The 14663-nt window shown below is 65.2% G+C and carries 12 protein-coding genes; all 12 read right to left on the bottom strand.

What is annotated here, in order from left to right; genetic code table 11:
• Window positions 1–5: 5 nt before the first annotated feature.
• The 12 genes from GEMMAAP_RS08375 to GEMMAAP_RS08320 all read right to left on the bottom strand — a co-directional run bounded on the left by GEMMAAP_RS08375 (window position 6) and on the right by GEMMAAP_RS08320 (window position 14549).
• Window positions 6–737 carry a biotin--[acetyl-CoA-carboxylase] ligase gene (locus tag GEMMAAP_RS08375; RefSeq protein WP_053334432.1) on the bottom strand — a complete coding sequence of 244 codons (732 nt, stop codon included), beginning with the start codon at window positions 735–737 and terminating at the stop codon, window positions 6–8.
• Window positions 738–760: 23 nt separating this feature from the next.
• Window positions 761–1570 carry an undecaprenyl-diphosphatase UppP gene (uppP, locus tag GEMMAAP_RS08370; RefSeq protein WP_026850600.1) on the bottom strand — a complete coding sequence of 270 codons (810 nt, stop codon included), beginning with the start codon at window positions 1568–1570 and terminating at the stop codon, window positions 761–763.
• Entirely contained in the window at window positions 1567–2730 is a 1164-nt protein-coding gene (gene bshA / locus GEMMAAP_RS08365) for an N-acetyl-alpha-D-glucosaminyl L-malate synthase BshA (RefSeq protein WP_026850599.1), read from the bottom strand. Before bshA ends, uppP begins: the two co-directional genes overlap by 4 nt.
• On the bottom strand, window positions 2727–3653 hold the full coding sequence (gene miaA, locus GEMMAAP_RS08360; protein WP_053334431.1) for a tRNA (adenosine(37)-N6)-dimethylallyltransferase MiaA: 927 nt from the start codon (window positions 3651–3653) through the stop codon (window positions 2727–2729). Before miaA ends, bshA begins: the two co-directional genes overlap by 4 nt.
• Before the next feature lie 18 nt (window positions 3654–3671).
• Entirely contained in the window at window positions 3672–5495 is a 1824-nt protein-coding gene (gene mutL, locus GEMMAAP_RS08355; RefSeq protein WP_026850598.1) for a DNA mismatch repair endonuclease MutL, read from the bottom strand.
• 8 nt (window positions 5496–5503) lie between these two features.
• Window positions 5504–7756, bottom strand: a complete 2253-nt coding sequence (locus GEMMAAP_RS08350) for an SH3 domain-containing protein (protein WP_026850597.1) — start codon at window positions 7754–7756, stop codon at window positions 5504–5506.
• A 38-nt stretch (window positions 7757–7794) separates the two neighbouring features.
• Window positions 7795–9537, bottom strand: a complete 1743-nt coding sequence (locus tag GEMMAAP_RS08345; RefSeq protein WP_158514783.1) for a vWA domain-containing protein — start codon at window positions 9535–9537, stop codon at window positions 7795–7797.
• A 7-nt stretch (window positions 9538–9544) separates the two neighbouring features.
• Window positions 9545–10597 carry a VWA domain-containing protein gene (locus tag GEMMAAP_RS08340; protein WP_053334429.1) on the bottom strand — a complete coding sequence of 351 codons (1053 nt, stop codon included), beginning with the start codon at window positions 10595–10597 and terminating at the stop codon, window positions 9545–9547.
• The gene (locus GEMMAAP_RS08335; protein ID WP_026850595.1) at window positions 10594–11664 is read right to left on the bottom strand and encodes a hypothetical protein; all 1071 of its coding nucleotides are present in this window, start codon (window positions 11662–11664) and stop codon (window positions 10594–10596) included. Before GEMMAAP_RS08335 ends, GEMMAAP_RS08340 begins: the two co-directional genes overlap by 4 nt.
• The gene (locus tag GEMMAAP_RS08330; RefSeq protein ID WP_026850594.1) at window positions 11661–12632 is read right to left on the bottom strand and encodes a DUF58 domain-containing protein; all 972 of its coding nucleotides are present in this window, start codon (window positions 12630–12632) and stop codon (window positions 11661–11663) included. Before GEMMAAP_RS08330 ends, GEMMAAP_RS08335 begins: the two co-directional genes overlap by 4 nt.
• Window positions 12633–12642: 10 nt before the next feature.
• Window positions 12643–13617 (bottom strand): AAA family ATPase, encoded by a 975-nt coding sequence (locus GEMMAAP_RS08325; protein ID WP_026850593.1) that lies wholly within the window; start codon window positions 13615–13617, stop codon window positions 12643–12645.
• A 134-nt stretch (window positions 13618–13751) separates the two neighbouring features.
• Window positions 13752–14549: a pseudouridine synthase gene (locus GEMMAAP_RS08320; protein ID WP_053334428.1), complete on the bottom strand. Its 798-nt coding sequence runs from the start codon at window positions 14547–14549 to the stop codon at window positions 13752–13754.
• Window positions 14550–14663: the final 114 nt, after the last annotated feature.

The following is a 14663-nucleotide window of genomic DNA, read 5'->3' as shown; positions in this document are numbered from 1 at the left end:
CGACGTCAGGCGTCCGGCGCGAAGATCAGCGAGCCGCTGTGCAGCACTCGCACCGAGCCCTGCAGGTCCAGAACCTGGACCCCGCCATCGGGGGTAATGCCGCCGACCGTACCGAGAGCTGGTGCGATGACTCGGCGCCCCAGCGCACAATCCCGAGCCGACCACGCCTGACATTCCGTCTGGGTGAGTGGCCCAACTCCAGCGGCGGCACGTCGCAGCGCGGGGACCACGGCAAGCAAGAGCGCGTCGCGCGAAACATCGGCACGAACACAGGCGACGTCGGGAAATGTCGGTGGAACGCGCCGATTGATGCCAACACCAATGGCAACCCACTCGGGTCGTCCATCACGCCAGCGCACTTCGATCAACACGCCAGCCAGCTTGCGATACGCCACCAGCACATCGTTGGGCCATTTGAGTTGCACCACATCGTCAACCAGCGGCGTCAACGCCTCGGCAAGTGCGAGCCCGACGCGCAACGCCAGCACATCGAGGGCGCGCGTATCGAGCGGACGTTCCACAAGGGTGCACCACAAACCGGCATTGGGCTCGGAGATCCATGACTTGCCGCTGCGCCCGCGTCCCGTTTCCTGCGCTGCCGCGAGCACCAGTGTGCCCGCCGGTGCGCCTTGCTCCGCCAGGTCGTGCGCCACATCCATGGTTGACGTGACACGCACATGGTAGTCGAGACGCGCGAGCCCCACTTGGTGAATGAGTGCGGGCGACGGGGCTGTCATGGGCTACCTGTGAACGCGACGCGTCATGAGGGACCGCGGATGGCCAACGTGTAGAACACGACGCCGGCCAACAGCACGCGATACAAGGCGAAGATGCCAAAGCTATGCTTGCTCACGTAGCGCAGGAGTACCGTGATGGCGAGCCAGCTGCTGACGGCGGCAGCCAGTACGCCAAAGACCAACGGCAGGGAGAATCCTTCGACCCGGATCGCCTCCGGAGCCTCCTTGAGTACTGCGGCCACCGTAATGGGCATGCTCATCAGAAAACTGAAGCGCGCCGCGCTCGGGCGATCCAAGTGGAGCAAGCGTCCAGCCGTGATGGTTGATCCCGAACGGGATACACCGGGGACCAGGGCCAGCACCTGCGCGCATCCCACCACGATGGCGTCTTTGAGCGTTATCTCCTCAATACTGCGCGAGCGCACACTCCAGCGATCGATCGCCCACAGGAGTATGCCCAAGACGATGAGCGTAGTACCGATGATGTAGGGCGATCGGAACGTGGTCTTCGCGAGATCATTGAGCAGTAAGCCACCAACGCCGGCGGGCACGGTGGCCACCATGAGGAATACCAGCCGCCGTTCGTGCATGGTCTCAATCCGGCGATGCCGAAGAATGCTGACCGCGCTTCTGGTCATCTCCGCCCATTCCGCCCGGAAGTACCATGCGAGCGCCATCAGCGTGCCGAAATGCAGCGCCACGTCGAACGAGAGCCCGGGATCTTGCCAGCCGAGCAGATACGGTGTCAGCGCCAGATGCGCAGAACTGGACACCGGCAGGAGCTCTGTAAGTCCCTGCACCACCCCAAGAACAATGGCCTGAAAAATCGTCACAGCGAATCGGAGAGAGAGTGCAGAGTAGAAGGCTGCGCGATGGTGCGCTCGTATAAGGCTTCATACTGCGCGACAATGGCCGCTTCACTGAATCGCGTGCGGGCATCTGCCGCAGCCGCTTCGCTCATGGTTTTCCAGCGGTCATGGTCACGCAGCAGCGCAATGCCGGCACTGGCCATGCCATCCACATCCCCCACGGAACGCAGATATCCCGTCACCCCATCGGTTACCACCTCCGGCAACCCGCCGGCATGGGCACCAATGACCGGCACCCCGCTGGCCATTGCCTCCAGTGCACTCAGCCCAAACGATTCCTTGTCGCTGGTGAGCAGAAAGAGGTCGGCTCCTGCCAACAGGGGCGCGATGGCATCAATCTTTCCCAGGAACAGCACGTGCTCCGCCACGCCAAGGTCGCGTGCTTCGGCCTCGGCCTCCACGCGCTCCGGCCCGTCACCGACCATGACCAGTACTGAAGGGACGTCGAGGTTGATGCGGGCAAACGTTTTCACGATATCGCGCACCCGTTTGACGGGGCGGAAATTCGAGATGTGCATGATGACCCGCCGCCCCTTGATGACATCGGCAGGGATCGGGAAGATATGGCGGGTACGATCGTACAGATCGGGATCGATAAAGTTGTAGATGACATCGACCTGACAGCCCACACACCCGAAGGCCCGGTACGTTTCATCTCGCAGGTAATCGGACACGGCTGTTACCGCGTGCGACTTCTCGATGGAAAACTTGGTGATCGTAAAGAACGAGCGTTCCTGCCCCACGATGGTGATGTCGGTCCCGTGCAGCGTCGTCACCACTTTCACGTCACGTCCTTCCTCGCGCAGCATCGAGCGCGCAATCCACGCGCTGGTCGCATGTGGAATGGCGTAGTGACAGTGCAGAATATCGAGCTGGTGGTCGCGGACCACCTCGTGCATACGCACCGCAAGGGCGAGATCGTAGGGCGGATACTCGAACAGCGGATAGCGACCGACATCTACTTCGTGGAAGTAGACGCGCGGCAGGAAGCTGGGAAGCCGGAAGGGCTGTGCGTAGGTGATGAAGTGCACTTCGTGCCCACGGGCGGCGAGGGCGATGCCCAGTTCCGTTGCCACGGCGCCAGAGCCGCCATAAGTGGGATAACACGTGATGCCGATTCTCATCTGTCTGCTCCATTGGACTGTTGCGCCGCGTCCCACCATGCGAGCGCCACATCCAGTGCGTTGTCTTCCAGCGGATTCACGACGGTCACCAGTGGCGCCGGCAACTGATGGCGGAACCACGTGCGCTGACGCTTGGCGTACTGTCGTGTCTCAATGATGACCCGTTCAATGGCCGCACCCCGTGACATGGTCCCTTCGACGGCCGCCCGCATGACCCCGTAGCCACTCGCATTCCAGGCAGGTGCGTCAGCGGGAATCTCCCGGTTCAAACGTTCGACTTCCTCGACAAACCCGGCGGCCAGCATGGCCTCAACTCGCGCGGCAATTCGTGTGGCGAGTGCAGCCCCCGGATCCACCACAAGATAGCGAACCGGTCGTGCTGGTGTGTCGGACTGCCCGAGCCGATCGCTCAACCGAGTCCCATCGAGCAGGGCCGTTTCCACGGCACGCTGGAGTTGAGTCCGCCCCAGATGGGCCCGCGACGGGTCGAGCTGCGCACACCACCGCTGCAATTCCCACAGGGGGAGCGCGGCCAGCCATGGCGCGAGTGCCGCGCGCCGCTGTGCATCAAGTGTGGGGACCGGATCGAGGGGTTGGACCAAAGCCCGGATATACAGGCCGGTTCCGCCCACCACCAACGGCGACGCCCCAGCTTCGTGCGCCTGCTGCATCCACTGCTCGGCCGACTGCGCCCAGCGGTGCGCGGAATAGCGCTCGGTGGGGGACACGACATCCACCCCGAAATGCGACACGCGCGCACGCTCAGCCGAAGTGGGTTTTGCCGTGCCGATATCGAAGCGGCAATACACCTGTCGCGAATCGGCACTGATGATGGCCAGCTGGCGCGCCTCGGCGAGCGCCATGGCCAAGGCACTCTTTCCGGCGGCCGTAGGCCCCACCACACAACAGAGGGGCACGGTCATGCGCGCGCCGCAGTCCCGCTATTTGCGACCAAAGCGACGGTCCAACTCATCCCAGGACAGACGAACGATGGTACTGCGTCCATGCACGTCGTGCGCCGGCAACTTCGTGTCGGCCAGCGCGATGAACAGGGCCCGCATCTCCCCGGGTGACATACTGTCGCCTGCCTTGATGGCGGCTTTGCAGGCAAACGTGGCCGCCAGCCGTTCATGCCGGGCATGACTGCTGGCGTTCCGGTCGCCGGTCATCGCGGCGAGTGTATCCCGTAGGCAGCGCTCCGCATCGAAGCGGGGATGGGGCATGGGGACCGCGTTCACCAACAACGTGTTCCCGCCGAAATGTTCAATATCGAAGCCGAGGCGGTTGAACAGGTCGCGACTGGCCTCAAAGGCCTCGGCCTCATCGGGACCAAGGTGCAGCGTCATGGGGAAGAGCAACCGCTGCGAAGGCGCCTCCCCCCGCTCCAACACCCCAAGGAATTGCTCATACAGTACTCGCTCATGCGCCGAGTGCTGGTCGATGAGCACCACGCCCTCGTCGTGTTCAAACATGAGGTACATGCGACGCAACTGCATAAGCGGCGGGACGCTGACGGGCGCTACCGGCTCGATGGCGGGATCCTCCATTGGAGCTGGGGCCGGCATCCCATCGCCCACCGTTGCTTCGAGGTGGGTTTCCCACGGTGGTGTATCGAACGCCGGGGCGGCGTCTCCGTCGAGTCTGGCGGCAAACAAGCCGTCGAGGGCGGGGGCTGTTCGCAGCGCCGCCGGCTCCATGGCGTGTTGATCCGCACGCCACTCGGGCGCGGGCGAAGGGGACGGCGTCCAGGTCCGCCATCCACCAAGGCCGGCGGAGGCATCGAAGAGCCCTAGCGCCCGTCGAACGGCCTGTTCCACCGCCCGTTCGATCGGCCAGCGATCGCGAAATCGCACCTCTGCCTTGGCCGGGTGGACGTTCACATCCACATCGCCGCCCGGCACGTGTACCTGCAGCACCAGTGACGGTCGCACGCCAGACGGCAGCGTGGATTTGTAGGCCGCCTCGGCAGCGCGAACCAGACCGTGATCGCGAATCAGGCGCCCATTCACAATGAGCAGGATCCGGCGCGTTGCGGTGCCAACATCGGCGGGACGTTCGGCCAATCCGGTGACATGCACAGGGCCCTGTACATCGTCAACATCAACGAAGCGCTCCATCTCCCGAGCGCCCCACAACGCCGCGAGACGCGAACGCAATGTGCCAACAGCCGGCAGGTCGAACGCGACCTTGCCATCATGGCGGAGGGTGAAATGCACATCGCGGCGCAACGTCGCGATGGCCTGCACCGTGTCAACAATCCCCCGCCATTCGCTGCGGGCACTGCGCAGGAATTTCTGTCTGGCAGGCGTATTGAAAAACAGTCGGTGCACCGACACCGTGGTGCCGCGGCGGCGCGCGATATCGCGGGTCTCTTGCAGAATACCGCCGGCCACTCTCACGATCGAGCCGGCGCCATCGTCGGGTGCGGTTTCGATGGTCAGTTCAGACACGGAGGCAATGGCTGGCAGCGCCTCCCCGCGAAAGCCGAAGCTGCGCACCCCCACGAGTTGCTCGGCCGCCGTAATTTTGGAGGTCGCGTGCCGCGACAGCGCGAGCACGGCATCATCACGATCCATGCCGGAGCCATCATCGGCAATGCGTACCAGCTGGCGTCCGCCATCCTCGATGGTGATATCCACGGTGCTGGCACCGGCGTCGATGGCATTCTCGACGAGTTCCTTCACCACCGACGCGGGACGCTCGACGACCTCGCCGGCGGCGATCTGGTCGGCGACAGCGCTGGAGAGAATGGCAATGCGCGGCATGCTGAAGCTTATCGGGTGGCGGTGCCGCCCACGAGTGGCGCCAGGCGTGATGCCGGTACCCATCCGCTGCGCCCATCGATGTGTTCAATGCGGAACCACCCTTCCTGCATAGACGACATCCGCACCAGATCGCCGGTGGACAATCCGCCGGCGGTGTTGGCGTCAAATCCGGGGGCTGACCGCAACGTCTCCGGGCGCCGCACGACGGCCAACCCCGAGCTACTCAGGGCACGGTGCCCCCACCATGCCGTACCGCCAGCCGCAAGCGCCGCCGCCAACAGCAGTGTGGCCACGAGCGACACGGTACCGGACCCGTTGGGGTCACGCCATGCCACCAGGAAGAGCACCCACCCGACCAGCCAGGCGACGGCACCCGCAATGACCAGCGCCGTAACCGGAACCATGGGGACTTCGGCAAACCCGCCGCGGGCTCCTGCAGGGAGCAAGGCAAGACGCTCCTGCGCGTCGGCGGCCAGCGGATCAAGGCGCGCAGCGCGCTGCCAGGCCATGACGGCGGACACCGTATCGCTGGCGGCCCAGGCCGCGTTCCCCCAATTGAGCAGCAGATCGGCGTCGCGAGGACAGATCGCTACGGCCGTCCCCATTCGTTGGGCGGCGGTGGTGAATCGTCCGGCCCGATAGGCGGCCATTCCTTCCTCCACCAGCACGGCCAATCCGGAGGAGGCTTCCGCAGACTCACTCTGGCAGGTTGCGGTAGTGTCAACAACGGCGAGCGGCGCGGCGTGCAGGGTATGCAGCGGCCCACTCATCGCGAGTCCCACCAGAAGCACAGGGAGCAGCGCGCTGGACTGCCTGGCGCGCCGGGACCAGAGCCGCGCGCGGCCATGCGTCACCGCTTCACCGTTGACTTTCGCCAGGAGGGGTTCGGCGCGCTGGTGGGCCAACGGGCGATCCTGATTGGTTCCGGACGGACCAGCGAACCCTTGCGTGGCCAGCTCATCGAGCAAGAGCATCACATCGCGCGTGGTGGCCCGTGTCACGCCACGACGGCGCAGTACCCGCTCTACATCGGCTGGCGTCACGAGGTCTGTAGCTTTGACGTGCAGGCGGAACGCCAACTCCGCCAGCATGGTGCGTCGCGTGCGTCGGGCCATGCCGGCGGGTGAATCGTCATCGATGGCCTCCTCACGCGCGCTGGCGCGCGGCACGTCTGGTCTCTGCGCCGCACGTTGCCGGCGAACGCGTGCGACGAGTGTCACCAACGCCGGCACTGGTGCCAGCAAGAGCAGCACGAGCCCCAGGATACGCCACAGTGGAGCCCATTCGGCAACGGAGCGCGTCTCCCGATGTTGCCAGGTGCGGAGTGGCAACGCATCAGACTCAGGGGCCTCGGCTCCCGCAGCGAGGTTCCCATCAGCCACGCGAACATCGGCCGGGGCCGATTCCGCGTTGGCGTAGGCGCGACGGTACGGATCGAAGTACGCATAGCGTACCACGGGCAAGGTTACGGCGCCGGATTGATTTGGCGTGAGGATGAAATCGAACTCCTTCGCGCCGCGCACCAGCGCGCCGGTGGTATCCACCTGGACCCGCTCGCTGCCCGGCACCACGGACGCCCACGACAGTTCGAGTGCCGGCCGCGGCAACAGCTTTACATTGCCAGTGCCTTCAATGCGAATCGTGAGCACCAGCGGGTCTCCAACACGCACGTCGGCGCCATCGAAGCGGGTAGATGCTCGCAGGACACCAACGGCCCCCGTGAAATCGGATGGCCGCCCCTCTTCGGGAAGCGGCCGGATGACAAGCTGCGCACTTTCCGCGCGAACCACAAACCGCTCTTCACGACTGAAGTAGCTGGAGGACTGCGGCAAACTGTAGGTGAGCTGCGGCGCGGGCACCTTCAGTGTACCAGCGGCGACCCCAAACAGCGCCCGTTGAAATACGTGCGCTTCATACGCCACACCGCCGCCGTAGCTGCGAGCAGGCACACGACGCGGGGTGCCCAACTCGTAGGCCAACAGCCCACGCAACTCGGGAGGGAGAAACTCCGGATTGCGTCGCAACCGACTGCGCGCCTGATCGCTGAGCAGCACCGCCACCTGATAGGTGACCTGTTGCCCGACATAGACGGACTCCGGGAACGCCGCCGCATGGAAGTCGATCGGCTTTCCGTCCGTGCTGCGAATACGGTCAACGATCGCGGTGGGAGACGGCTGTGACGACAGTATCGGTGCCGACGTTACCGGCAGCAGCACCGCCATGGCGATGGCGCTGCGGCAGCGTGCGGTTGCCACAGACACCAGGGTCAGGAACGACCGGCATCGGGAGACACGTGTGTTCACCAGTCTTTCCCGCCCGGCGGGACACGCCCTTGCCGCTGCTTGCGTCCCTGCACGTCCTTCTCTTCACGGGCAGCACTGTTCAGCAGCGCGTCAGCCTGGCGTTGATCGAGCCCTCCTTCGGACTGGGGCTTGTCCTTTTGATCATTGTTTTGATCATTGCCCCCGCCGCCCCCACCGCCGCCGCCACCGCTTTGCGGGGGTTGCTTCCGCAGCGCGAGTTCGTAGTTCCATTTGGCGTCGGCGTGTCCGGGACGTTCCATGAGAAACGCGCGATACGCAGCGCGCGCCGCGGCGAGCTCCTGCTCCCCCTCGGGATTGTTTGGCTGGCGCCCCATTTTGAGGGCGGCAAGACCGGCGTTGAAACGCGCGCGGGCGCGCACTTCGCCGTCGCTGTTCTTCCGCACGGCCTCGAGCAGACCCGCCGCTTCCTTCAACGAATCGGCGCCGAGAATGGCGGTGCCCAGATTGTAGACGGTTCGCGCGCTGGTATCGCCTTTGGCCACCATCATTCGATACGCGGCTATGGCCTCGGCGACCCGGCCTTCGGTGAACAGCGCGGCAGGATCGGGTTCGCTGTTACAGGCGACAAATGTGCTGGGGATGATGGCCAGCAGCAGGGCCGTCATTGCCGTGGCGCTTGCCGGCGATGTCGAGGAGCCCTTGACCGTCCCGCGGTCCTTCAGGTCGGCCCGCGTGCGCCGTACCAGCCGCCATGTGTCGTAGGCGAGCAGCAGCAGCGCAGGCACGAGCAGCCAGAGGAAACGTGGGACGTGATCTTCCCGCGTATCCACCTGCCGCCGCGCGGTGCGCAGCGAACGCAGCGCGCCGCGAATGCGTGAGGCCTTATCCGAGGCATCCGCCGCGATAAAGGTGCCGCCAGCCGCCGTCGCCGCCCGCTCGAGCAATTCGGGAGAGTAGCGCGTTACCACCACATTCCCGTCGTCGTCGGTCTTGGCCTTCACTGATGATCCATCCCGAATGGGAATAGTGCTCCCATTAATGGTGCCGAAGCCCACGGTGACGAGGTTGATCCCCTTGGCACCCGCTTCACGCGCCGCAACCTCCACGTCTTCCACGGCATCGAACGATTCGCCGTCGGTCATGATGACGAGCGCGCGATCGGCACTGCCATCACTGGACAAAAGCAGTTCGGTGCCCTGTCGCACGGCCTTGGCAATGGAGCTTCCCGCCTGCCCCACCACAGAGGGATCGAGATTCTCCAGGAACAGCTCCAACGCCCCATCGTCGGCCGTCAGCGGCGAAAGAATGTAGCTGCGTCCGGCAAACGCAATCAGTGCCACGCGATCGGCCTGCGACATGGCGCGCAGTCGACGGACTTCCTGCTTGACCCGTTCCAGTCGATTGGGCTTGTCGTCCGGGGCCATCATGGAAAGCGACGCGTCGATGGCGATGGCCATGTCGATCCCGCGCGAGCTCATGGGACCGCGGGCGAGCCCCCAGCGCGGCCCACTGAGTGCAAGACCAATCAAGAGCGCAACGGAGACCAGGCGCAGCGTGCGGCGCCCCTCACCGGCATCACGCCCCGTCACCAGCCGGGCGAGTGCTGCGGCATCGGCGTAGCGGGACAGTCGGGTCTCCCGTTGCCGAGCACGCTGCTGACGCAACCACCAGACCAGCAGGGGCAGCGCGATGGCCGCGATCAGAAATAGCGGCGCATCAAAGACCAGTGGCGGGAGATTCTCCCCCAAAGGAATCGTGAGGGGCGCGAGAGGATTCATGCGTTCCTCACGGCAACACTCCACGTCGCGCGCGGAGCCAAAGTTCGGCACAGAGTGCCGCCAGTCCAAAGAGCAGCGGCCAACGGAATCGCTCGGTGTAGCGAATGAAGGCTTTCGCTTCGACCGCCGAGCGTTCGAGTTGGTCGATCTGTTCGTAAATGGCCTGCAACGCCGCCGCATCCTTGGCTCGGAAATACCGTCCACCGGTACTGCTGGCGATTTCCGTGAGGAGAGGCTCGTCGATCTTAACCGGGCGATTTTCGTAGCGCAGCCCGAACAGCCCACGTCCTACGGGGACGGGGGCCATGCCTTCACTGCCAACGCCGATGGTGTAAATGCGAATCCCGAAGGTCCCGGCGGCCTGGGCGGCGGTACGCGGATCAATCGCGCCGCGGTTGTTTTCACCATCGGTGAGTAGCACCATGACGCGTGAGCGTCCCGGTGAATTGCGGAGGCGATTCGCGGCGGTGGCAATGGCCGTGCCGATCGCGGTGCCATCTTCGAGCTGACCGACCTGCAGGTTATCGATGGCCGCCAGCACCACCGGGTAATCGGTGGTGAGTGGCACTTGCGTGAGTGCTTCGCCAGAAAACGCGATGAGTCCCACCCGGTCCGTTTTGCGTCCCAGCACGAAGCGCTTGAGCTTTTCCCGGGCAACTTCCATACGATTCTGCGGCTGAAAATCCTCCGCAAGCATGGAGCTGGAGATATCGACGGTAAGCGCGATATCGATGCCGTCGCTGTTCACCCGTTCGGCGCGTGCTCCGGAGCGCGGCTGTGCCACGGCGAGGATCACGCCCGCGATGGCCAGCATCCGGAGCCACGGCAACCACTTCACCCAGCGTAGGGATGGACGCGGCCCTGCCGCCAGCACGGCGGCACGGGAAAAGGGAATCGTTCGGCGCTGGGATTCGCGCTTCCGCTGCCAGAGAAACCAGAGCGGCAGCAACGCCAGCAGCGCGAGGGATTCGGGGTGACCGAAGTTGAGGCCGAACAGCGTGAGGGCGCTGATCTGCTCGCTCCACCATGTGGCCAGTCCCAGTGAGTCCGCGCCGTTCATACGCCGGCGCCTGATTTGGGTCCACGCGAGGCGCGCGACGCGCGACGCGCCTTGTCTTCGGCATCCTGCTTTTCGCGCGTGGCGGCCGCGGCCGCGGCACGTTGCGCCGCCTCGGCCGCAGCTCGGCGTTCCCGTTCCACCCGATCAATATGCTCAACGATGCTCCGCGCAGCGGCCGCCAATTCGCGGGCACGCACAGGGGACACCGTGCGGGCGGCGAACTTGATGCCGTCAACATCTGCGAACAGCGATTGCAGCCGATCACGCGGAATACGGGTATCGTTTACCAGCACGTCGAGCAGTTCGCCGCTGGTCAGCGACAACATGGCTGCCGGTTCACTGCTCGCAAGGTACAGACGCATGACATCAACCGCGAGTGCGACATACCGACCGGCTTCTCCGGCATCGGCGAGCCCCAGGCGTTCAAGGCGATCGAATTCGTGAATGGCCCGGGCGTATGGATTGAGTGCGCTGACGACGGTTCGGGCGGCGGCAACCCGGCGACGCCGTCTCCACAGCCACCAGAGCAGGCCGAGCGCAGCGAGGATCAACAGAGCGGGCCACCACTGCTGCCACCAGGGGAGGACTCGCGGAAACAGATCGCGGGCCGGCTTGGGAATGTGTTGGGTGCTGTCGCCGGGGAGGACGGTACGCACAAACACCCGCGCGTTCCCGAGCGGGACACGCATGGAGGTGCTGCCATAGTGAACAATCGCGTCCGGCATATTCAATGACTGCGGACCGATATCCCAGGCGCTGAGCGTGTAGATGGCACGTTCACGGCGCGTCGCCACCTTTGTGCCTTCGTCCACGATACGGACTGGTTCACGCATGGAGACGACGGCAGCCGAATCAGCGAGCGTTGGCCATTCCACACGTGCGTTGGCAGGAACGGCAACGGTGACGACGAAGGTGAACGGATCCCCCACTTCCACCGTGTCCGGCTGCACGAGCGTTCCGGCGCGGACCTTGGCGCCGTTCTGCGGCGTGAGGAACACGGTATCCACGCCAACGGAGCGCGTGGGCGTCGCTGGCGGTTGCACGAACGCCGGCGCGGCGGTGCTCATCGACGTGGCACCGCTCGGGATTCCACGGCCAGTGCGGCATCACCCATAGCCCCGCGCGGACCGGTGCGAACCGCACCGTGCGGGCGGCGGGAACGCGCGCGAAAGAAGGCGAGCAACGCGTCCACGTAGCCGTGTTCGGTGTGGACGATGATTTCGTCGAGCCCCAGCCGGCCGAACAGTTTCCGGCGGGCTTCGTCATCGGCGGCGATTCGCTGGGCGAACGCCGAGCGCACCGCCGGATGCGAGGTATCGATCTCCACGACCTCGCCCGTTTCCGGATCTTCCAGACGAGCGGCCCCCACGTTGGGGAGCACGCGCTCGGCGGGATCCTCCAGCGTGACCGCAATGACATCATGCCGTTGCGCGAGGCGGGCGAGCGGCTTTTCCACGTCGGCCGCAATGAAGTCGGAGGCGAGAAACACCACCGAACGGTGCGGCAACAGCCGCATGAGGCGGTCTACCGCAACGGTGAAGGAGGTGCCACGCCCTTTGGGCTGCACCGACAACAGATCGCGAATGAGTCGCAATGCGTGCTTGCGGCTCTTGCGAGCGGGGAGGGCGTGCTCGACCTGATCGCTGAAGAGCATGAGCCCCACGCGATCGTTGTTGCGGACGGCCGCCAGCGAGAGCACGCCCGCCAACTCAATCGCCAGGTCGTGCTTGAAGCGGGCCCGGGTGCCGAAGCGGGCCGACCCGGAGAGATCGACGGCCAGCATGACGGTAAGTTCGCGTTCCTCGACGTACCGCTTGACGAACGGTTTGCCCATGCGGGCCGACACGTTCCAGTCGATGGAGCGCACTTCGTCTCCGGGCTGGTATTCGCGCACCTCGGCGAACTCCATCCCCTGCCCTTTGAACAGCGACCGATATTCACCGGCAAAGCGCGAGTCGACCAGCCGGCGCGTGCGCACTTCGATGCGCCGCACCTGCCGGAGAACATCGGCCGGCGCGATCGCCGTAACGCTCACCGTGACGGCCTCACGGCGCTTCCACCACGGAGAGCAGTCGGGCGACGATCGTGTCGCTGGTCACGCCTTCGGCATCGGCTTCGAAAGAGGTCAGGACACGGTGGCGCAACACATCGGGGGCGATGCTTTTCACGTCGTCCGGCGTGACAAAGGCGCGTCCGCGCAGGAAGGCGTGGGCGCGTGCCGCCTGGCCAAGGGCGATCGTGGCGCGTGGTGATGCGCCGAACTCGATGAGCGGGCGCAGATCGGGAGCGCCCACGTCGGCCGGGAAGCGCGTGGCGTGCACCAGTTCGACGATGTAGTCGACGATGCGTTCGTCCATGTAGAGCTCGGAGATGCGGCGACGGGCATCGAGCAGCTCCTCGGGGGAGGCTACGGGCATGATGTCTACCTTGTCCCCGCCAGCCATGCGGCGGAGAATTTCCTTTTCTTCGGCCCTGGTGGGATACCCGACGCGCAGCTTCATCATGAAGCGATCCACCTGCGCTTCCGGCAGGGGATAGGTGCCTTCCTGCTCGATGGGGTTCTGCGTGGCGAGCACGAGGAACGGCTCCGCCAGTTTGTAGGTGGTCCCGCCGATCGTGACCTGCTTTTCTTGCATGGCCTCGAGCAACGCCGCCTGCACCTTGGCCGGAGCGCGATTGATTTCGTCCGCCAGGATGATGTTGGCGAAGATCGGCCCGTGCTTGACGCGGAATTCGCCAGTGGGCTGATCAAAGATCTGCGTGCCGACGACGTCGGCCGGGAGCAGGTCGGGGGTGAACTGGATGCGCTGGAACGAGGTACGCACGGTTTCAGCGAGCGTGCGGACGGTGAGCGTCTTGGCGAGCCCCGGGACTCCCTCAAGCAGGACATGTCCTCCCGTGAGCAGGCTGATAAGCAGCCGCTCCACCATGTATTCCTGCCCAACGATGCGGCGTGCGACTTCGCGCAGCACGCCCTGTACCAGAGCCGCGTCTTGAGACGGGGCGACACTCGTGGTCACGTCAACCTGCTCCTGTGAGTGAGAACTGCGTGAATCACGCCTGTTTCCCCATACCCCGGCAAGGTTCCGTCTGCTCCATGGACCTTACCTGGTGGGCCCCTGGCCACCCGTCAACCCGGTGAGACCCACCGGCGTCACGCCTTCGGCAGCTGTTCTTTGCTGATGATGGCGTCGAGGACGGTCCGTTCGGCGGCCGTCAGAGCGCGGGCTTCTCCGGAGGGGAGATTCCCCAGACGTACGGGGCCGAAGCTGGTGCGAATGAGGCGCTCCACTTCGAGCTCAAGGGCATCGCAGATGCGCCGGACTTCGTGCGTCTTGCCCTCGGCGATGGTGATCTCGAAGGCCCAGCGACGGGCCCCCAACGGATGCGCCTGGACGTCGCGCGGAGTGACCAGGCCATCTTCCAGCTGCACCCCTTGGCGCGCGCGCTTCGCCGCCGCGAGCGCATCACCGCGCACCGTGGCGATGTAGGTGCGTTCAACCTCGCGACTGGGGTGCGTGAGGGCATGGGCCGCCGTCCCGTCGGTCGTGAGGAGCAACACGCCCTCGGTCATGAAGTCGAGGCGACCCACATAGACCAGTCCGGGCACGTCATCCACGAGATCGAAGACGGTGGTGCGTCCGCTGGGGTCTTTGCGGGTGGTCATGGTGGCGGCCGGCTTGTTGAGCACGATCCACCGATGCGCCGTAACGTGTGTTTTGACCGGCGCCCCGTCGAGCGTAATGACATCGCGGGCGGGATCGACGACCTGTCCAACAAGAGCGACCTGTCCGTTTACCAGCACCCGTCCGTCGGCCACGGCCTGATCGGCCTCTCGCCGCGAGACGGCACCGGCACGAGCGAGGGCGCGCTGCACGCGCATGGGGCCTTCATTCCGCGCCTTGACGGTCCCGCCAGCCTTGTTGATGAACTGCCCGCCCCCCGGGATCATGGCAGGGCGTGGCGGACGGGGGGGGGCCTTCCGCGGCCCCTTGCCTGTCCCCTTCCCTCGCGATTCGCCGGAACGCGAGTCGCTGCCTCGGGATTCGCCACCGCGACCATCGCC

Origin of the sequence: Gemmatimonas phototrophica (genome assembly GCF_000695095.2) — a bacterium.
GTDB classification, from domain to species: Bacteria; Gemmatimonadota; Gemmatimonadetes; order Gemmatimonadales; family Gemmatimonadaceae; genus Gemmatimonas; species Gemmatimonas phototrophica.
This window is presented reverse-complemented; position numbering and strand designations above follow the sequence as displayed.

Excerpts from the sequence above, each read along its gene's own strand:
- GEMMAAP_RS08375 (WP_053334432.1), bottom strand. The coding sequence starts at position 737 with ATGACAGCCCCGTCGCCCGCACTCATTCACCAAGTGGGGCTCGCGCGT.
- bshA (WP_026850599.1), bottom strand. The coding sequence starts at position 2,730 with ATGAGAATCGGCATCACGTGTTATCCCACTTATGGCGGCTCTGGCGCC.
- miaA (WP_053334431.1), bottom strand. The coding sequence starts at position 3,653 with ATGACCGTGCCCCTCTGTTGTGTGGTGGGGCCTACGGCCGCCGGAAAG.
- mutL (WP_026850598.1), bottom strand. The coding sequence starts at position 5,495 with ATGCCGCGCATTGCCATTCTCTCCAGCGCTGTCGCCGACCAGATCGCC.
- GEMMAAP_RS08345 (WP_158514783.1), bottom strand. The coding sequence starts at position 9,537 with ATGAATCCTCTCGCGCCCCTCACGATTCCTTTGGGGGAGAATCTCCCG.
- GEMMAAP_RS08340 (WP_053334429.1), bottom strand. The coding sequence starts at position 10,597 with ATGAACGGCGCGGACTCACTGGGACTGGCCACATGGTGGAGCGAGCAG.
- GEMMAAP_RS08335 (WP_026850595.1), bottom strand. The coding sequence starts at position 11,664 with ATGAGCACCGCCGCGCCGGCGTTCGTGCAACCGCCAGCGACGCCCACG.
- GEMMAAP_RS08320 (WP_053334428.1), bottom strand. The coding sequence starts at position 14,549 with ATGATCCCGGGGGGCGGGCAGTTCATCAACAAGGCTGGCGGGACCGTC.